The 20254-nt window shown below is 48.6% G+C and carries 12 protein-coding genes; 3 read left to right on the top strand and 9 right to left on the bottom strand.

All coding sequences use genetic code 11. From position 1 onward, the window contains the following. Positions 1–7 precede the first annotated feature (7 nt). The 9 genes from SGI97_03640 to SGI97_03600 all read right to left on the bottom strand — a co-directional run bounded on the left by SGI97_03640 (position 8) and on the right by SGI97_03600 (position 16337). The gene (locus SGI97_03640; GenBank protein MDZ4722984.1) at positions 8–3262 is read right to left on the bottom strand and encodes an FG-GAP-like repeat-containing protein; all 3255 of its coding nucleotides are present in this window, start codon (positions 3260–3262) and stop codon (positions 8–10) included. Between the two features lie 56 nt (positions 3263–3318). Further along, complete coding sequence (locus tag SGI97_03635) at positions 3319–5961, bottom strand: PorV/PorQ family protein (protein MDZ4722983.1); 2643 nt, start codon at positions 5959–5961, stop codon at positions 3319–3321. Positions 5962–5974: 13 nt separating this feature from the next. Continuing rightward, positions 5975–9898: a type IX secretion system sortase PorU gene (porU, locus tag SGI97_03630; GenBank protein MDZ4722982.1), complete on the bottom strand. Its 3924-nt coding sequence runs from the start codon at positions 9896–9898 to the stop codon at positions 5975–5977. A gap of 425 nt (positions 9899–10323) precedes the next feature. After that, on the bottom strand, positions 10324–10902 hold the full coding sequence (locus SGI97_03625) for a hypothetical protein (GenBank protein ID MDZ4722981.1): 579 nt from the start codon (positions 10900–10902) through the stop codon (positions 10324–10326). Then, positions 10899–12302 carry a tryptophanase gene (locus SGI97_03620; protein MDZ4722980.1) on the bottom strand — a complete coding sequence of 468 codons (1404 nt, stop codon included), beginning with the start codon at positions 12300–12302 and terminating at the stop codon, positions 10899–10901. The genes SGI97_03625 and SGI97_03620 overlap by 4 nt, the downstream gene beginning before the upstream one ends. Before the next feature lie 148 nt (positions 12303–12450). Further along, positions 12451–13515 carry an asparaginase gene (locus SGI97_03615; GenBank protein MDZ4722979.1) on the bottom strand — a complete coding sequence of 355 codons (1065 nt, stop codon included), beginning with the start codon at positions 13513–13515 and terminating at the stop codon, positions 12451–12453. Between the two features lie 156 nt (positions 13516–13671). Beyond that, a complete protein-coding gene (locus tag SGI97_03610) occupies positions 13672–14763 on the bottom strand; it encodes a YncE family protein (GenBank protein ID MDZ4722978.1) in 1092 nt (363 codons plus the stop codon). A gap of 107 nt (positions 14764–14870) precedes the next feature. Further along, complete coding sequence (locus SGI97_03605) at positions 14871–15680, bottom strand: hypothetical protein (GenBank protein MDZ4722977.1); 810 nt, start codon at positions 15678–15680, stop codon at positions 14871–14873. Between the two features lie 66 nt (positions 15681–15746). Continuing rightward, complete coding sequence (locus SGI97_03600) at positions 15747–16337, bottom strand: hypothetical protein (protein ID MDZ4722976.1); 591 nt, start codon at positions 16335–16337, stop codon at positions 15747–15749. 286 nt (positions 16338–16623) lie between these two features. On the opposite strand from SGI97_03600, the gene SGI97_03595 reads away from it, so the two are divergent. The 3 genes from SGI97_03595 to SGI97_03585 are packed head-to-tail and all read left to right on the top strand — an operon-like array spanning position 16624 to position 20011. After that, positions 16624–17349, top strand: a complete 726-nt coding sequence (locus SGI97_03595) for a succinate dehydrogenase cytochrome b subunit (GenBank protein MDZ4722975.1) — start codon at positions 16624–16626, stop codon at positions 17347–17349. A gap of 2 nt (positions 17350–17351) precedes the next feature. Next, positions 17352–19268, top strand: a complete 1917-nt coding sequence (locus tag SGI97_03590; GenBank protein ID MDZ4722974.1) for a fumarate reductase/succinate dehydrogenase flavoprotein subunit — start codon at positions 17352–17354, stop codon at positions 19266–19268. After that, positions 19268–20011 carry a succinate dehydrogenase/fumarate reductase iron-sulfur subunit gene (locus SGI97_03585; protein ID MDZ4722973.1) on the top strand — a complete coding sequence of 248 codons (744 nt, stop codon included), beginning with the start codon at positions 19268–19270 and terminating at the stop codon, positions 20009–20011. The genes SGI97_03590 and SGI97_03585 overlap by 1 nt, the downstream gene beginning before the upstream one ends. The last annotated feature ends 243 nt before the right edge of the window (positions 20012–20254 follow it).

Below are 20254 nucleotides of genomic sequence, written 5' to 3'. Positions count from 1 at the left end.
ACTCTCCTCAGCGTATGATTGCAATATCGGTGTGAGCGCTCTGACTGTCGCCGCTAAATTCTACTTCTATTACACAGCGGTAGATTCCCGGGGTAATATCGCCGCAATTCCATGGGACCTCATGATCCATCCCGCCTACGGTGCTCCCACTCATCTCAGCGACCTTGAATCCGGAAAGATCAAATATTTTGAGTGACACTGCATTTGCCGGTTCACCCAGAAAGTAGCGTATTATTGTCATGCCGTCCCGCACTGGATTCTCGTAGTTATAAAAACGCTCTTTAGGAAATCGAACAGTAAACACTGCTGGCGATCCCAGAGTCGTTTGGTCAAAGGTGAACCGCCCAGCAGGATCATGGCCGTTCATTGGCCAATAGTTGCTTGTTGAATCAGAATCTACATTCCATGCATAAAACCACCCATCGCCGCCGAGGAATCCAAGCTTGCCTCCCAGGGAGTCTGAAATAATGAGCATAGACCCGTTTCCGGTAGTGTCATTGAGATCGCCGTTGGCGAGTGGGAAACCGATCGTGCGCTCTGACCCATACGAGTAGACGTTACCAGACTCGTTAGAAATGATAATCTCAGGCGATCCACCGCGTTCTATGTCTGCCACCGTTGGAGAGGAAATCGCAAGGCTGTCCGGATAGCGATCGTCAATTGTTTTGGGAAAGTCAGATTTGAGAATCAATTCCTGATTGAAAGCATATATCTTATTTCTTCCTGCAATTATTATATCAGGATAGCCATCGTTATCAACATCACCGGCTGCTGGATTGACCGAATAGTCGGCCTTGGTCAGGCGGTTTGTAGCAAGTGTCGTGAATGACGGGTTTGAATTTGAGGTATCGACGGTTAAATAGATTCCTTCGCCATTATTTCCAAACGCCACAATCTCAGGCTGACCATCACGATTGACATCGACAGTGATCGGTCCAAAATTATATCTGCCTCCGACAGTAAAGCTGTCAACACTTGCTCCAATGACATAAAATCTCGTAGCGGCGCTGTCTCCGGCGAGCAGCACCAATCGTTCGCCAATTCTTGAAATCCCATAATATTCGCTATTCGGCAAGCTCACAACCGCTGCTTCATTTCTGTAAATTGTGCCGCTGTCGGTTAAGGTCCAAAGGATGTCACCGAACGACTGTGCTATTGGCCAGCCGATCGTCGTGAAAGAGGAGGTCAAATCGGCACGGCCGTCATCGTTGACATCAGATGCGGTGAGCAACACAACCCGTCCCGACGAACTATCCACGGGAAAGCCGATTGATAAGGTGGTCGAATCGCCCGGACTAAGTTTCCCAATCACAGGATTAGTTGTAATAGTATTTAGCGCTCGGTAGAAAAGCGGGACAGGTTTCAAATCAGGCTGGTTGTTATTATTCCATCCGAAGACTATGGATTCGACTGAATCAAAATAGGGCGGACAGGTCAGACAGGAATCGACGGCATTGAGGAATGAACGCCCGGCGGTTGTGAAGACTGAAAGAAGATTGTTTGAGGCTGCGATGATTTCATTTTCGCCGTCACCATTCAAATCTCCATAGATAGGCGAGAGACCAAAAGCCGGCCAGCCAACACGCACTGGAAAGCCATCAGCCAACTTATCAATCTCAACGTCAAAGAGAATAACGCTGTCAATGGGATCAATTTTAGGGCCGGCAGTTGAATCGCGCCGTATGTCGGTTACATATATTCTGCTGTTGCCGCCAGTATTGGTTATCGAGGGCGGGTTTGTATTTGGTGTAAATGAGTTATTTCTGTCTTCCCTAAACATGTCATTTTCACTCCCGAACCCTGAGCGGTAGTATCCTCCGAAATTAACCAAGCCATCGGCCTCGACGAGTGTGATAAATTTCTTGCCGACGCTGGGAATATAGATTTGCAATTGATTGTCTTGGAAATTATCCAGACCATCACCGTCATAATCGAGCGCGGCAACCGACTCATCGACATAGAATATCAGGACACCTGATCCGGGGATAAGGAAATCATATTCTCCCGTTGGCTCTCTGTTAAAATTGACCGGTTCTTGGATTACATTTGTGATAGAATCGGCAAGAACCGCTGTCGGTTCCCCGTCAATATCTTCTATACGGTTTTCTATGAGATAATATTCTGTCTCCGAAATTGGCACCCGGGCAATGCTGATACCCGAAGAAACAACTTCGGCTGCCACAAGTCGAATATCATCCCCTTTCCGAAAATCCACGACCTCTTCAAAACCAAGATACGCGCGGCACCAGGCCGAAGGATAAATTGGGATTGCACCAAACACATTCCCGACGGGGAAACCAAAATCTATTCCGGTGCCAAATCCATTATTATCCATTAACTCAAAATCGCCAAGTTGTGACAAAAAGCCACTCGTGCTATACAGATCGGGCAATCCAAGTTGATGACCAAATTCATGAGCTAACACGGCATTGAGCGCAGTTGCCCGATTATCCTGGCTGGCCGTTTCGGGCATCATAAGCGCAGTGCTCACACCAAATGTTCCATTATCGACCGGCACGGCGCCGCCAAACCGGATGAACCCGGTGAACAGGTCATTACACGTCTCCGGAAAGCCAATATCATTTTGCCGATCAGAGCCAGCATGGAACAGGAAAAAGGCATCGTAGCGAGAAAAGTTTATATTGGGATGTCCCGGGCGTTTGATATGAGCCGAATCTGCGGCATGGATACAATCCACAAAATATTGTTCCAAGCCTTCGACAACTTCGCCAAAATTGCACCGGCCATAAAAACTCATTGGACGGGGAAGTTCATAAACGCTGTCGGGCTCGGGCGGGAAAATCTCCCACGTAATAATAACATTCCCGCGCGAAACTTTTTCCCAATAGCTTTTGAGCGCCCGCATTTGGGCAGCATAGTATGTCGTATTGTGTGGCGGTGGATCAATAAGGTGCCCGACCGAGTCAAACGAGAGATAGGCGGCGGTGTCAATAATTTGGGCAAGATTCATCCTTCCGCGGCCGGTTGTGTTCGGATTGTCAACTGCCTCAAATTGAAAGTTATATCGAAGTACGAGGCAATGCACGGTATCAGGGGCAGAGCGCGAAGTTGATGCTGGCAGAGACCATGGATGAACCCTCGATTGGCCATCATTCGGGCTTTGCTGAAGCTGAGGGGTCAGACATTTATGACGAACAATATTTTCGCCATTCGTTTGTGAACTATCTCGTTGCTTCTCCCCGACCAGCAAACGATCGCTCGCGGCCACCGTAAAGGAGGCCGCGAGCAGTATCAAGAGCATTAGAAGTCCATTTTTTGTCAAACGAATCCTTCCAAAAATTCGAGATGTCACTACCATTACGGCGTGACGGAAAGGGATACGCGCAATGTATTTGCCAATGCGACAGACTCGCCGCTTGGAACGTAGGAGAAATCAAATCTCAATACGTCAAACGCGCTCAATCCGAGACCAAAGGTGAAGGTCTTAACCTTTCCTTCGTTATCATAGATATAACCACCGCGTATGGCAAGAAGATTTGCGTACATAAATTCCGCACCGCCATTTAGTATTATCTGCTTGGATATTTCACGATCGAATCGATCATTTAGACCGACAAGAAGTTTGTTTACTTCTCCAACAAGCAGTAATTGGCTGCTCTCATTCTTGATGAGCTTATAAGCAAAGCCGACAGCAAGATTGCGGGGAAGCGGGTCGGATTGTGCGGCGTCGATATAGGCCATATCCGGCCCGAGGTTTGTTATCGCCATGCCGAGATTCAGACGCGGTGAAGCATGGTATAAGAGTCCGAGATCAATCGCAACGCCGGTTGCAGTACCTCCGCCTTGTTCGGAACCAGCTCCCTGAGTTGAGAGTTGCGAATAGATTACTTTCGCAGAGACGCCGCCTTTGAGTTTGGCAGTTAGCGAAGTACCAAAGGAGCCTGTGAATGCAATGTCATAGGAATCAAAACTTCCCACGACATCACTCCCGCCCTCTCCGGTTCGCTGAATTGTTCCGTACGAGATGAAAGTCAGGTTGCCGCCAAAAGTGCCGATTCCTTCTTTCCCAGAAGCAACAGAAAGAAATTCGTAGTAGAGATCATCCGCAAGCTCCGGTAGCCATTTGACGTGCATACCCGAAATGTCTGTTCGACCGCGAGCTTTGACAGCGACCTTGTCATTGGTTGCAAACCAAGCCTCATCGTTGACTGTGCTCATACCAGTAATTACACCTCGCTCCAGACCCGCAAAGTCAGCACGCTGAAGTCGGTCTTCCTTGAATACAATCAGCCCTTCCGCGGTGGCGATAAATATCTGTTGATTGCCGGCACGAATTTCTTTTACTGCGCTGCCAGTGGCATTGCCATATCTCTGTATCGTTGTGCCTTCAGTCAACTGCCCATCAGAGAGGTCATTGATAACCTGCAGGGACTGAGTGTACTTCTCTCTTTCACTTTCAGTTTGATTGAGGCGCAAATTGACGACATCGTCGAGGGTCTCTCCTGCCTCCACCACTTTGTCTCTATAACCGGGCATCGTCCATCCATCGCCAGTCATGCGAAGCAGTCCGTATTCAGTTCCAAGCCATATATTGCCTCTTGCATCCGAATGGATCGAATACACTTCTCCCTTAATCTCGGCGAGGTACGGGATAGAGAGAATCTTTCCGGCTTCAAGAGTCGTTGAGACCAGAGCAGTCACGCTGTCGTCTGGCGACGGAACCATGCCTGACGAAGGCACAATACCGGGCAGGGTGGAGACCTGACGATTGAATTTCTCAAGATACTTTTGCTTGTCTGCCTCGGAGCCATAAATACTGAATTTGGCCGCAATTTTCTCAGGAGTGTCGTCAATTACAGCTGTGTAGGACATGGTATTGCTCCATGTCTTCCCGTCATATCGATAGAGGTCACCGCCAACCACCGCAAAAAGATTGGTCGGCGAGGTACCACCGACGGCACTAACTGGCCCCTGCGGGAGCATATCGACACTTTCCAAGGAATCAAGCGCGAGACCATTGTAGACAATGGCGCCGGCATCGGTTCCTATCATGATCTGTGAACCAACGGCGGCAAGCGTGAGGACATTGTTTGACGGCAGGCCATTCCGTGTGGTTAATCGTTTCCAGTTCCGGCCATTGTACTCAATCAGGCCTTCGCTCGTACCAACGAGTATGACATCGCCGGTTGTGGAAATCGAAGTCAGTTCGCCGCCTGAAAGGGCATCGTACGGAATCGTAATTTCCTCGGGGATATACCGTGATCTGGAACGTTCGACCGCGAAGCTGATTCTATCAGCCTCGGCGTCGCTGAACTTGCTGTCTTTGATGCCTTCAGCATATAGATGTCTTATTTCGTCGACCTGATCCCAGTCGACTCGAAGTAACATATAAGCGGAGACAAGGGAGTCGAGATCGGACTGGAGTTCCGCTGAGCGCTTGTAGCCTTCGGGAATATAGGCGGCAACTGAATCGCGGAGAGAGACCAGGGATTCGTAACTGTCTCGATTATTTGAGGCGGCGACCTTCCTAATTGTGGCATCCAACTGCGACTCATCGGAGATGTTTAGGTAAGACGAAACTTTCTTGGCAATAGTCTGGTCAGACTGGGTTAGGAAAGCCTCGCCGCTCTGCCAGCTGTCATCGCTAAAGCGAATCAAACCGCGTGCGGAAATCGCCCACAGCTCATAGTCTTTATAATCCTTGCCTCTCCCTTTTTTGATGGCGGCAATACCGCGCAGAGGCCTAAATTGCGCCGGGATATTCGTCTCAACCCAATTACTGGAGAGCGGGTAGGCTCCGAGACCAGCAGGATTCCAGTGCGTCGCAGTTGCATCGTCGGCGACAGCAACAAAGGCATCGCCCATACCTGCCGCTCGCGCTCCTGGGGCTATTCGAAGAAAAAGCACGGCCGACTGCGATACCTGAGCTGTTGTCTCCACAGACGGAAACAGCGCAATGCATACGGCCGTAAGAGCCAAAGCTAATCGTTTTACATTCATATGATTCTCCATACTATTGATTAATAACTACTATTTTCCCAAATGATTCGAGAGGCTCTCCGCCCGCTTCAGGCACCGCTGTTGCCTTATATATATAAACTCCGGTTGCTACTCTGTCTCCATCAGTGTCCCGGCCATCCCAAGTTAACCCAAATGATCCATTCGGATAGTTATCGGCGCCAAGCCCATATTGGCTGTAACTTTTTATTTTTCTCCCTGAAAGTGTGAAGATGTCGAGGTTGAACCGTTCCACGGCCTGCGTGAGTTCAAAGTAAAAGGTAGTCAGGTCAACCATCGGGTTTGGATAATTGAGAAGGTCATTGATTGCTACCGTCCCATCCGCCACAATACTGAATTCTAACCGTGTCGCGGCTGAATTGTTCGCATTATCCCAAGCCTTAATCTTAAGACTGTGATGACCCGAAGAGAGCGAATCAAGACTATATACTACGGTTCCGGTAGTAAAATTATCAGGTTCATACGTGAATTGTTCGGTCAGGGTTATAAGATTTGCGGCGTCGCCGTCTATTTCAATTGTGATACCATGACCAAGCGCCCCTGAAAGATTAATACCCGAGGAGTCAGCCAGACTTATTTTCAATTTCTCTCCTTTTGACAACTTATCGCCGCTCACAAAATTCTCACGGCCAATAACAGAATAGGTTATCTGGGGACCGGCAGAATCGGCCACATTGGCCACTGAGTCATTTATTGTAATACTGTCAACAAGTCCCGCGGCATCGACTGAGCCAAGTTTTGCATATAAGAGCAGCCTTGCTTCGTTTCCTCCGTAGCCAACATCGACCGGGGTGACAAACTCAAAGTCGAATGCCCCGTTTGTCACTGTTGCTGTCCCCTTAAATAAAGTCGGCCCGGTTACCTTGTATGGGATAATCTGAGTTACCACCCCTCCCGAAATCAAACGATGAACTTTCTGTCTGTCGCTATCCAGTACCGAGATCGATAATGTGCCGTCTTCAACAATCGTATTCCCCAAATCGTCGACAACTCTCCCGCTGACTTTTGTGCGTCCCAGCGCGGTCAATGAATCAGGCGACACATCGAGCGCCACTGACATCTGGGGCATTCCAAGTTTCACAAAGGGATCGCCGAAATAGACATATTGCTGGTCGTTCAGAACTTTTTGAAATCTGCCATTGCGATACTGACGCAGTAACTTTGCGGTGTAGACCGCTTCGCAAATACTCAACGAGTCGGAGTTGAGCATGACTTCGTATACTTTTTTGTTGTACTCAGAATTATCAAACGAATAGACGAGGCGCGAGGCTGCTACCACCGCGATTGCTCCGCCGTTAGTCATCGAGAGAAGATCTTCGCCCATACCTTGGCGCTTCGGGTCATCAAAGAATCCTATAGCGCAAGATGCGGCAAATACGAGCGCAAGCTTGTCGCTGTTGGCAAGCCGAGGCAAATCGGAGCTTCGCTTGAATACTCCCTCGTGAGCCCAGATTTCGGGATTGCCGTGTCCGACGTAGTTGATAACAAGCGCGCCGTCATTGAAGGCCTTTACAATCGCATCATTGACAGCTGGTTTCTCACGGTTCACGAACGAATATTCCCACAAGTAAAGTTTCTCGCGATTGAAGCGGCGCGGGATAATCGTCTTTTCCAAAGTTTCTGTCTGGGTAGTATGGAAAGTCTCGTTACTGGTCGTCCGGGTGTACTCGTCGTCGGCTACAAGAACTATGTCATTGCGCCATGTGCCGAAGTTGTTCGTCGATTCGTATGCCTTAATTTTATCAACGATGGCATTTATTTCCGAGCCAGTCTTGACCGGCCACCGGGCGGCCATCATATCAAATCCCTGATCGGGAGTCCAGTTTGCCGTATCGCCGACCAATATGCCTTCAGAGCCGAAATAGACATAGTTATCATCGCTGTACGAGGCGTCCCCGCCCTGAATATAAACCGGCACATAATTGCGCTGATTTGTGCCCAATCGGTTCAGGAAGTCGTAGTTCGCATCGCCGGCAAACAGAGCGGCATAGGGAGCCGGGGTCGGGAAATTCTCGTAGGCATATTTAAGATAGTCACGGATCGCGGTCGGATCGTAAAGACCATAGCCGAAATTATCAATGATATCTTCGACTGTTACAATATGGATTCCATATCCTTGCCCCTGTCTATAGTCGACGTATTCATTTAACTGCGTGGCCAATGAGCGGGCCGTTACAATTATTAGATCAGCCTGCGGCTGCTGTGGTCGGATATCATTGACTACTGTTTTAGTAATCGATACCGGGGCCACGGCCTGAGATGCCGCCGCAGTCAGAAATCTGTTTGCTGTGAGCAAACTCAGTTGGGTTTCAAAAGTGACTTTGCCGCTTGAACGATCAAAGCCGCTCAATTGAACCGGCTTTCTTGGATTTGCAATGTTCAAAATAATCGGTTGTTCATCGAAATTATCAGTAATCTCGATTCTCGCTCGGCCGTTATAATTGCCAAGTGTTATATCGAGCTTATTGTTCTGAGGAACCAGATAACTCGTGTAAGCAATCTGCATATAATTAAAATACGGCGCGATGATACTTGTCTGCTTGCCCAACGAGAGAGCGACTTGGTTTAGGCCATCCAGCAGAGCAGTGGTTGTAAAGGTGCAATTGAAACGGTTGCAGAGTTTACTTTGTGCCGGAAGTCCGTTCAATGTCAAATCCATATATGAAGTGGTCCCGCAACAGTTATTGGTTTTCCCCACAAGTAGGATCGATACAGATGACCCTGGCACCGGAGAGGGAGTCGGTACGAAAAACTGAAGCGATGTCTGGTCGGTCCAATGCCACTCGTAATAGTCATCGAAATGACCGCTTATTTCTTCTGGGAGGATGTTGTCCTGCTCGGCTCGTACGTCTCGTGTATAGGATGTAATGAGTGTATCAACTGTCCCAGTGGGCGTGACATCAAGAGCAGACATCCGGCTCGCGGTCGAATCAAACACACCAGTAACTGTCAGCCAGTAGATGTTGTCATTAGTGTAAATGTTATTTATGTACTGTGGACTGAGCCCGGCGCGGTATACCCATCGGTCGATAAGTTCTCCGCAAAAGAGAAAATAATCGGAATGGCCAAACTGCCCATCGCCGCCATCGCTGATAATGAGCGGGATTTCTTCAAGCTGCGGGCGTGGTTTGCTGTTATCAATTTCTATCGGCAACCCACCAGCATAGAACAGTCGGATATCGGCAGTTGAAAGATTTGTCAATGATATACCGGCGGCTGAAAGCTGGGCTCCGCTGATCTTAAATAGGTCGGTCTCTTTTGCCAGCAGACTTTGATTGAGAATTATCTTAAACCATTCGTCCGACTGCAAAAACGGACTCTCGGCGGCTCCGTTTGAGACAGAGGATGAGGATCGGACAGCTCTCGATAAGGAAGGCCAGGTTACAAATTGTTCATAGTTGGCGACGCTTGAGGCAAATACCTTCTCAAAACGCGTATCGCTTTCGGCAACTCCGAGGCTCTTTGATATCCCGGTAGGCTCGAATGAAAGTTTCAATTCAACTGAGGTCGAGACTGCATTGCCGTTAACTGGCGCAATAGTGACTGTGACCAACTCACGTCCGCGCACGGTAAAGGGCTTGGAAATCTCGGCTAACGGCAATGATGCCTGCGTAGTTTGCGCAACGTTTTTTCTAATGTCACTTACTTCGAGCGGTTCAGATGTCACGCCGTTGGCAGACAAAAGTCGGACTTGGCTGCCATGTGGGATTCCTATGAGGATAGATTTGACCCATGCGCGGGATGAGTCCGAGGTTATGACCGTTTCGAGGTCGGAAAGGTCATTATTGATCGACACAAAACAGTGAAAGCCTGTTTCTGTTGATGATATTACAGTAATAGCAGGAATCACCCCGGACGAGTTTTCGCACACGAGCCAGAATGCTGAAATAAAAAGAGCTTTATACAAATAATTGTTCATACGTAACCGGGTTCATACCCGGCCCATGAACCAAGTCGCATTATCGCGCCGGTTATTGGGCCGAAAAAATTGAAGCCTCTCAAAAAGAAACGAAGTCTTAAATCTTTACAAACACATTAACCGTAGGGCGATAGTAGTCTCCTTATTGTATTAAAAGCTGTTTGAATGTATGCCGTTCTCGACCAAATGTCAATCAGAGAACGCTCAATCTGCCTCTACAGGGGCAAAAATGTGGCCAAAAACATAAAAGCCACATAAACAGGTCTGTGGCGATGGATAAATTGCTGGCAAATATAGCCTTATACACAAAAAAGGGTTCTGTCGAGACCTCTTTTGTCAATATGGTTGGTTGTGACCTGCATGCTTTTGCGTAATTACTGGCAAAATCCTGAAAAATGGCAAAAGTCAAAACCCATTTCACAAACCTATCGAAACCTTGCAAGCATCTCGTCGAGATTCTGACTTTGTATCTCTCCAGTCGATCCCAAATGCTCAATCCGACTGAGAAAACTCTCGTAGCTTCCCTGCGGAAGAAAAACAGCGGTGTAGACATCGTAAAGATAATTGGCGTATGTTTCCAACTGCTCGGTTGATTGAGGGTCAAGAAACAGCGCTCTTTTGATTTCAAGCATTCCCTGCTCAACCACATCCTCATAGGCGAGAAAGAGCGGACGCTGTCCTGCGACTGAGCGTTCAACAATTTCTCTTATCTCGGAATCCGAGACTTCGGCTCCTCTTCCTCTATTCCCCTCGCGCCACTCATCTGCGATATTTTGTCCATAACGAAGATAGTTATTCGATACCGAGTCAATCAACTGCTTCACCATCATGGCTTTTGCTAACGGCTCAGCGAGACGCAATCGCTCTCCCCATTCGGCCCGAAACTGCTTTGCTTGCATCTCCGTTGACTGCGCGACTTCGGCTGTCGTAGACGGGCCGGTGTCTATTTTAACGCCGCACCCCAAAAACAGAACAGTTACACAAAGTAGAAAAGCATTTTTCACTTTACTGCCACCTTTGATTTTGCGAATGGTCGTAACTCGCAGGTAAAATGTCTCAAGAAATGAGACTGACGAGTAATCTCAAAACCGACGAGCTCCTGTTTCCGGACGACAATTTTTTCCGCAACTTCGGCGACATAGTCAATATGTGAATTCGTATACACGCGCCTTGGGAGAGCCATCCGAACCAATTCCTGTCGCGCCGGAACAAACGTACCACTTTGCGGATCTGTCGTGCCGAACATGAGCGAACCGATCTCGACCGCCCTCACACCACCTTCGGCATAAAATGCCAATGCCAAACTCTGCCCGGGAAATTGTTCGGCTGGAATGTGCGGAAGCAACCGTCCGGCATCGATAAAGACCGCATGCCCCCCGGGTGGTTCAACTATTGGCATTCCTGCTTCGCGAAGTTTTTTGCAAAAGTACGCCACCTGCTCTGTTCGAAAATCGAGATAATCATATTCCATCACTTCTTCAAGACCCACAGAAAGTATCTCCAAATCCCTTCCAGCCAGACCGCCGTACGTCGGAAAGCCTTCGATAAGTATCTCAAGCTCGGTCAGCCGATGGTACAGGTCTTCGTCGTTGAGAGCGATAAAACCGCCCATATTTGCAAGTCCGTCTTTTTTAGCTGACATCATTACGCCGTCGCATGACTCAAACATCTCAGAGGCAATCTCAGGAATTGATTTATCGGCATACCTCGCTTCGTCGCGCTTTATAAAAAAACTGTTTTCAGCAAATCGGGCGCAGTCGAAATAAAAGAGAAGCCCGTATCGACGACAGATTTCGGAAACCTCATGAATGTTTTTCATTGATACCGGCTGCCCTCCGGCGGAATTATTCGTGATAGTCATGATTACCATGGCAATCGAATCAGACCCGTGGGCTTTGATAAACTCCTCGAGCTTGGCAGTATCCATATTACCCTTGAAGGGTATCGAATCATTAGACCCTGCTTCGGGGCAAGGCAGATCTATTGGAATACCACCCTTGTGGATGGTATTGCCTCGGGTTGTGTCGAAATGGGTGTTGTTGAGAACATACTGTCCCTTTTTGAGAATTGTGCTGAACATGAGATTTTCAGCCACCCTTCCTTGGTGGCACGGAATGACAAATTCCTTCCGGAATATCTGCCTGACAGTTTTCTCAAACCTGCGAAAAGACTGTGCTCCGGCATACGACTCATCCCCCATCATGAGCGCTGCCCATTGTTTGTTGGACATGGCCGATGTACCCGAGTCTGTCAAGAGATCGATGTAGATATCTTCGGCCTCAAGCTTGAAGACATTGTAATGTGCTGCGGCGATTCGTTTAAGCCTCTCTGCATGGTTGAGAAGCTTGATTGTCTCGATACTTTTTATGCGATACGGTTCTGCGGGTTGACGGCGAACATTCATATTTACCTCCTCATTTTTATTGCCTATGCGTAAGTTAGCAGCGCGAACTCATGAGAATGAGGATGTACTTAGGTGACGTCTTTAATACACTGGCGGCGAAAAGTAAGATCGAAGAGGCGTTCGTTGACTTGCTGGCGCATATATACTGCTAAGCCCTTCGCAATTTGAAATCGGGAATAATTTGCCCCGTGCGAATTTTTCTATAGTTGGAAATTACTGGAGATTCATGGGCACGAAGATAAGGAAAATCCTCCATTCGGGAAACGAGGCCAAGCTGTTTGAACACTTCGACACAAATCGGTCCAAGCGCGCGTTCGTTGCCATCATGGATTTTCACAACAATTCCTGTTGCCGGTTCGCTGAATCCGATTGCTTCAACCCCTTCAGCTCCTATTTTGCAAACAATATTACCTGGAAATGACCGCATCAGATCATAGTCGAACCGCTTCTCGCCTGAGACCATCAGAGGATGAGAAGACATCGCCGATTTTATTCTTTTCAAAGCCTGGGCTGTTTTAGGGTCACCTGAAAGTCCGTTGGAAAGATTCTTAAATCCTATGGCGAGGTTCTTAAGGGGCATTGCATAATTCGGCGCGCTACAGCCATCAGTACCCGAAAGCATCTGGGCGTGTGGGAATTTGCAGGAGTCGGCCACCGCCGTTTTGATTCTCTGCTGAGTTTCGCTATCTGGTTTCAAGTAGTCTGCAATTGGTTGCTTCAGGAAACGCGTCAGGGCTAAAAACCCGGAGTGTTTGCCCGAACAGTTGTGACGCGCCGAGTCAGTGTCTTCCGCATTCTGCGGATACTGATTAAACAGTTTCATCTGCAACGGCCAGTGGGAGCCGCACTGCAAGTCTTCCACTTTATTCCCCGCTTTGGAAAGAATTGACAAGACAACTTCGCGATGTTCATCGCTTCCGTTGTGCGAAGCGCACATGATCGCCAATTCCTTGTCAGTGAACTTATAATGTTCCGCCGCGCCGCTCAAATAAAGCGGTAAAGACTGAAAGGGTTTAATCGACGAGCGTGTGAAAAAAACTTGGCCTGGATCTCCGAGATAATGAGTCAGGTCACCGTCCCGATTTACCACGGCAACCGAAGCATAATGGACAGCTTCAACTCCCTCTCCGCGGATTACTCGAGCGCCGATCTCGGCATGAGACTCGTCTCTTTGTGTGACTTCGGCATTATGCGGTATATGAGTGCTTTCCATGGTAACATGTTAATAGGTTTTAGGGATGAAAAGTATCGTTTTTTCACAGTACTATCGTTTAAAGAGGAGTATGAGATTGCTTCGTCTCTCCGATTAGTCACCCCTCGCAAGGACTCGTACACTCAGGCAGTGTATTGATGATCAGTCGCTTACTTGCTACGGATGGCCATGCCCACCATGGTCATGGTAGTGCACCATATAGCTGTTCCGGCCCACCGAAAGCGAATCAATTATCGTATCAGTCGAGGTGTTAATTATGTAAACGCGCCCGTTCTGGTTTGGCGTATTCACACAGGCAACATACATTCGGCTGCCGTCATCGTTCGGATATATTCCGAATGGTTGAGGAACCCCTGTTGCAATCTGCTTTGTAACAGTTCTTGTTGTCGTATTGATAATTGCGACGGAATTGTCATTTTGAGTTGTGACATAGAGTTTGCTTCGGTCAGAAGAAAGCCGCATCTGACATGGCCCGGCTTCGATTGCGCCGGCGCCCGGGACAGCGACCGAGTCGATAACCGTTCTCGTCCTCAAATCCATTATCTTCACTTGTTTACTGGTGCGGCAGGCGATGTAGAGCAAACTGTCGGTTTCATCTATTGCAAGACCATAAGGGCCGTAATAAGTCGCCCCCGGTGGGCGGAGAGGATTTATACGAATCTTCTCAACGTCGCCGTTATCAGTATTTACGAATGTAATATCGTCTGAACCAAAATTACCGGCAATAAGTGTCCCACCCACGGAAAGCTTAATGTCATGAGTTTTGTCGCCAGCCTGGATGGTACTGTCGAAATGCGTCATTGTTGTAAGATTGTACCTGTGAATATGCCCGCCTCCTCCGCTCCCATTGAAATCTGTTGTATAGCCAATCGTGCCACCCGCCGAAATAGCTATCGCGGTGGGAAGCTGGTTCACGCCACCTGTTGCAACCGATATGAGAGAATCGTTATCAAGACCAAATTTGGCTATTTTGCCGCCTGCATCGCGATTGACTACGTAAGCGAATTCGTGGTCAGGCGAAAATTCGATATGGTGAGGTTTTGGCACACCAGCGCTAATTGAATCATAGCGCGCCAGCGTATTGGCGTCGTAAGCGTAGATCGTGCCATCCCCTTGATTAAGCACATAGATACGCTGTTCAGGCCTGCCTGTAATACCGGGCGGTGTGACGACTCCCGGATCCTCGCTACAGCCTGCCACAATCAATGCCAATAGTGCAGAGCCAATGAAACGTTTCATACTACGCATATTTGCTATCGCCTCCGTGTCCAATTCATATTTACACCTCAAACGCACCGGGCAGTTCTTCTGTTCCCGAGCTTCAAAATCGCTGCTTTCTTTAGAATGTCAAGAGCCTAATCGTTGTCAGGTTTCGGAAATTTCGACGAAGAATCGCTTTGAGGGATCAGTGGGTCCCCGCCCAAGACGAACTCCACCCCTCCATTGTAGAACTCAAGGAGCCGTTTGGGATGATTTTCTCTTGAGAGATTAATGCATTGGTTGGGAGTGCCGCGACGAGTCGGAAAGATATTTTCCCGCTCTCCGACATCAACGGGGTAGTAATCCACTATTCTCTCAGATACCAAAAGTTGACTGCCAGTCACGTCTGAAATAACATTGTCACTGCATTCAGCCCAGAAGAAAAAGATGGCGGCGGTTGTGTCCGGCACTTGGGCAATATGCTCATTTGAAAGCACCAGCCTGAGCAATGAGGCTTTGCGGCCGACACCGTAGCAGATCGGTTTACTTGTATCTGCCGACATTTTTGCCAACGCAATTGCCTTCCACAACGATCGTGGATAGTTCGGTCTGTTTTCAGTCTTGACTGGAGCGGCATTGAAGAATTCCCAACCGCAGGAGTCTTGTATTTCGCCGGGCAGAACCTCGAGGATTTCCACGAAGGAACTTGTCATACCAATTAGCAATGAGTATCCCGCAATAGGGTAACCAAACGATTCGACGGTGACATCTAATGTATCAGCAATCCGCATATCGCTTACTTTCAGCCGCTCTACTCTAATTATTATTTTGACTGAATCTTCATTGAGGATATTTGAAGATAAATCAGGGTCAGTTTGTGTCCCTTGGGTCGATGATGCCATTGAGAGAACGGCAATTACAATCAGTGTAAGATTAATTGATGATTTCAGAGTAAAGTACACCATTGTTTTTATCTATAAAAAAGCCCCCTCGCACGGGGGCTTTTCTGATACAAATTCGATTCGTTTGTGCTACTTGACAACTTTGAATGTATATGGACCGCCCCATTTGGGATGACCAGTGACGTTCCCCTCTGCAGCCGAGGAACGTGCCGTCTTCCAATATCCGCCGGGCGGAAAGAACGAAGAATCAACAACTATAATGCCAGCCTCGGGAACGACTATATCAATTGAAATCATCTTTGATTTCTTCTGAGGTTGATATCCAGTTCTTGCTGCAAGCCCGGCAAAGCCCACGATATCCGGGAGATTTCCGTCCCAGTCGGTTTGAGTGACATAGAAACCAAAATCCCACACTGATCTGTCCTGCCACCCATTATGTCCCTTGATACTTCCGTTTTCAAGAAGACCTTTAACTGTATCTGCGGCATGCTCAATTTTCTTAATTGTGGGAGAACTGATTTTGAAGCCGGAGGTAAACCCCATCCATTTCTGGTCATTTTCATAATATATATCCAAAGAGACCTTTTGGCCCGCCTTGATGGTCGAATCGTTGACCGCTCCTGCCCCGGAAACCTTTATGCTCACCCCTGTTGCCATAACAGATGACGACAGCATCAGAGCCCCAGACAAAACCAACGCTAAACTTTTTGATCTTCTCATCAATCTTCTCCACTTAGAGTTATTATTTCGAGCTATTATACCCATGATTGTCTTCAAGACTTATTATAGTCCAAGAAATCGCCCAAGTCAATCGATTTTGAGACTGATTTCGAGCACCGATGCGAGCATTACATTAACCCTTCATAACGTTAAGTCTTTATCATTCGTATATTTATATATCGATACCTTAATGCAGTCCGGAAGCGAAAAGTTCCTTTTTTCGTTTGACTGATACGTAGTCTTGCTTTATCATTTCGGAATCATTGAAGGCAGGTGAGGATGATTTTTGGCTACAAATATTGCAAATAAACCCCGGCAAGGACAATCATCGGTCCTTTTTAATCCTTCAATTGGCAAAAAATATCTAATGGCTATCACTGGCATAATTGCCTTTGGTTACCTTCTGGGACATATGGGCGGCAATCTTCTGGTCTTTTTGGGACAGGGCGCTATAAACGGCTATGCCGAAAGCCTCCATGCCATTCCCGCCGCTTTATGGGCAGTTCGAATAATTCTTATTCTCGCTATTGTCATTCATATATGGATAGGGATTAAGCTCGCTGCGGAAAATAGTTCAGCACGGCCTGTTGCCTACACAAAGAAAACTTTCGTCAAAGCCTCCCTCGCATCGCGCACCATGTGGCTCAGCGGACTGACAATCCTTGCCTTTCTCATCTATCATCTATTGCATTTCACTGTTCGCGTGACAAGTCCAGAGTTTCAAACACTTGTCGATTCGCTTGGACGTCCCGATGTCTATTCCATGGTAGTGCGTGGATTCAGCAACTACGCGCTCTCAGCTTTTTATATTATTGCTGTTTTTTTGACCTGTTTTCATTTGAGTCATGGCATTTCAAGCATGTTCCAATCACTTGGGATCAATAATCCCCGCCTCCAGCGGAAACTCGACATTGGCGCGATGTCCTTCTCAGCAATTTTATTCCTCGGATTTTCCTCAGTGCCGGTGGCAGTCATGCTCGGTTATGTCACGCCTGTGGTGAGAAGTCTCTAAGCATGTCAGTTCCTGACGCAAAGATTCCCAGCGGACCCATTGAGTCAAAATGGGAGAATCACAAATTTAATCTCAAATTGGTGAATCCGGCTAACAAACGTAAATTTACCATCATCATGGTCGGCTCCGGACTTGCCGGCGCCTCAGCCGCGGCATCTCTTGCGGAACTTGGCTATAATGTCAAATGCTACTGTTATCAGGACAGCCCGCGCCGCGCCCATTCTATCGCCGCACAAGGCGGCATCAATGCCGCAAAAAATTACCAAAACGATGGCGATTCCATTCAGAGGCTCTTTTATGACACTCTCAAAGGCGGCGACTTCCGCGCCCGAGAGGGAAACGTTTACCGCCTTGCCGAGCTCTCGGTGGATATTATCGACCAGTGTGTCGCGCAGGGAGTCCCCTTCGCCCGAGAGTACGGCGGCCTGTTGTCAAATCGCTCATTCGGGGGCGCACAGGTCTCCCGAACATTTTACGCCCGCGGACAAACCGGGCAACAATTATTATTGGGGGCGTATCAGGCGCTGGAGCGACAGATAGGACTTGGCAAAGTCAAAATGTTCACCCGCTCGGAAATGCTCGACCTAGTAGTTGTCGATGGCCATGCCAAGGGTATTATCGTCCGCGATTTGGTCTCCGGTAAAATCGAATCTCATACTGCCGATGCCGTTATTCTCGGTACCGGCGGATACGGCAATGTCTTTTATCTCTCGACCAATGCCAAAGGCTGTAATGTCACCGCAACCTATCGGGCCTATAAAAAAGGCGCGCTGTTTGCCAACCCGTGTTTCACCCAAATCCACCCGACCTGCATACCCGTTTCGGGCGAATACCAATCGAAACTGACTCTCATGTCCGAATCGCTTCGCAATGACGGCCGTATCTGGGTTCCCAAAAAAGCCGGAGACAAACGCAAACCGCAGGATATTCCTGACAGCGAGCGCGATTATTATCTTGAACGGAAATATCCCTCGTTTGGCAATCTTGCGCCGCGTGATATTTCATCCCGAAGCGCCAAAGAGATGTGCGATGAAGGGCGCGGTGTCGGCGAAAGCGGACTCGGGGTGTATCTTGATTTCTCAGATGCCACAAAACGGCTCGGCAAAGAGGTTATCGAAGACCGCTATGGCAATCTTTTTGAAATGTACAACAGGATTACTGGCGAAGACCCGTACAGCCAGCCAATGCGGATCTATCCGGCCGTGCACTACACCATGGGCGGGTTGTGGGTGGATTACAATCTCATGAGTAACATTCCCGGGCTATTTGTTTTAGGCGAAGCGAATTTTTCAGACCATGGCGCCAACCGTCTCGGCGCAAGCGCCCTCATGCAGGGCTTGGCCGACGGCTATTTTGTCATCCCCTACACTATCGGTGACTACCTGGCCCAGAGCGTGAAGAAATCAATTTCTGCAGATTCGAAAGAATTCAAACGAGCCGAGCAAGATGTCGAAATGCGGGTCAAGAAACTTCTCTCCGTTCGCGGTAAACGGACAGTTGACTCATTCCATCGTGAACTCGGTAAAATCCTCTGGGATAAATGCGGCATGGCCCGCGATGCAGCCGGACTAAAAGAAGCGCTCAGACGGATTCCGGAGTTGCGTGAAGAGTACTGGAAAAATGTCAATGTTCTGGGTGACAACCAGGAACTCAATCAGTCGCTCGAAAAAGCCGGACGGGTCGCCGACTTTTTGGAGTTCGGCGAATTAATGTGCCTCGACGCCCTCGAACGCCGAGAATCATGCGGCGGGCATTTCCGGACTGAATATCAAACCGAAGACGGCGAGGCCCTTCGTAACGACGCCGAATTTTCTCATACCGCTTGTTGGGAATACAAAGGTGACAATAATGCGCCCCAACGCCACAAGGAAGAACTCACATTTGAATTTGTAAAACCATCGACCCGGAGCTATAAGTAATGAATCTCACCCTCCATGTCTGGCGGCAGAAAAATGCCCAAAATCCGGGACGAATGGAAACCCTTCAGGCAAAAGATATTTCCCCCGAGATGTCGTTTCTCGAAATGCTCGATGTTGTCAACGAGGACCTCATTGCCAAAGGCCAAGACCCAATCGCATTTGACCATGACTGCCGCGAAGGGATTTGCGGAATATGCGGACTTATGATCAATGGTGTCGCCCATGGCCCCGAAGCAAGCACGACCACCTGCCAGCTCCACATGCGTCATTTCCATGACGGTCAGGATATTTATATCGAACCGTGGCGCGCAAAAGCCTTTCCTGTCATCAAAGATTTGGTGGTAGATCGCTCAGCTTTTGACCGGATTATTCAGGCTGGAGGTTTTGTCTCGGTGAATACTGGCGGTACTCCTGATGGCAACACGCTGCCAATTTCAAAACGTGCCGCCGATAAGGCGATGGATTCTGCGGCCTGCATTGGCTGTGGGGCATGTGTGGCGGCATGCAAAAATGCCTCGGCGATGCTCTTTGTATCGGCCAAAGTCTCGCACCTCTCTCATCTGCCGCAGGGGCAGGTCGAACGAGAAGAGCGGGTTATGAATATGGTGGCGCAGATGGATGCGGAAATGTTTGGGGCATGCTCGAATCAGTATGAGTGCGAAGCCGTCTGCCTGGTCAATATCAGCGTGTTTAATATCACGAATTTGAATCGAGAATATTTCAAGGCGATTAGGAAGAAGTAGGGGGTTGTCGTCCTGTGGCGCGTCTGACGGATCAGCGTGCAGGAGCAGGGGGGCTTTCAATTTCGCCTCGCAACGACGTGCTGGGGAATTTGGCCTTGATTCTTCGTACACGCCGTCCTCCATTGGCGGAGCCGAGACGCCCCGAACGAAAGAAGAAGACGTCAGTCCGCCGCGGCGGGACTGACCTACGAATATCGGAGAACCCGTCACAATGTCATTCCAGCGCACGCTGGAATCCATCTT

It is taken from the genome of Candidatus Zixiibacteriota bacterium (assembly GCA_034439475.1).
Classification (GTDB): domain Bacteria; phylum Zixibacteria; class MSB-5A5; order GN15; family FEB-12; genus JAWXAN01.
Note: the sequence above shows the minus strand (reverse complement) of the source record. Positions and strands in the feature narration are given on the sequence as shown.

What these genes read in the sequence shown, in the direction of transcription:
- SGI97_03640 (MDZ4722984.1), bottom strand. Translation starts at nt 3,262, where the DNA reads ATGCTCTTGATACTGCTCGCGGCCTCCTTTACGGTGGCCGCGAGCGAT.
- SGI97_03610 (MDZ4722978.1), bottom strand. Translation starts at nt 14,763, where the DNA reads ATGCGTAGTATGAAACGTTTCATTGGCTCTGCACTATTGGCATTGATT.
- SGI97_03635 (MDZ4722983.1), bottom strand. Translation starts at nt 5,961, where the DNA reads ATGAATGTAAAACGATTAGCTTTGGCTCTTACGGCCGTATGCATTGCG.
- SGI97_03585 (MDZ4722973.1), top strand. Translation starts at nt 19,268, where the DNA reads ATGAATCTCACCCTCCATGTCTGGCGGCAGAAAAATGCCCAAAATCCG.
- SGI97_03615 (MDZ4722979.1), bottom strand. Translation starts at nt 13,515, where the DNA reads ATGGAAAGCACTCATATACCGCATAATGCCGAAGTCACACAAAGAGAC.
- SGI97_03620 (MDZ4722980.1), bottom strand. Translation starts at nt 12,302, where the DNA reads ATGAATGTTCGCCGTCAACCCGCAGAACCGTATCGCATAAAAAGTATC.
- SGI97_03600 (MDZ4722976.1), bottom strand. Translation starts at nt 16,337, where the DNA reads ATGAGAAGATCAAAAAGTTTAGCGTTGGTTTTGTCTGGGGCTCTGATG.
- SGI97_03590 (MDZ4722974.1), top strand. Translation starts at nt 17,352, where the DNA reads ATGTCAGTTCCTGACGCAAAGATTCCCAGCGGACCCATTGAGTCAAAA.
- SGI97_03605 (MDZ4722977.1), bottom strand. Translation starts at nt 15,680, where the DNA reads ATGGTGTACTTTACTCTGAAATCATCAATTAATCTTACACTGATTGTA.
- porU (MDZ4722982.1), bottom strand. Translation starts at nt 9,898, where the DNA reads ATGAACAATTATTTGTATAAAGCTCTTTTTATTTCAGCATTCTGGCTC.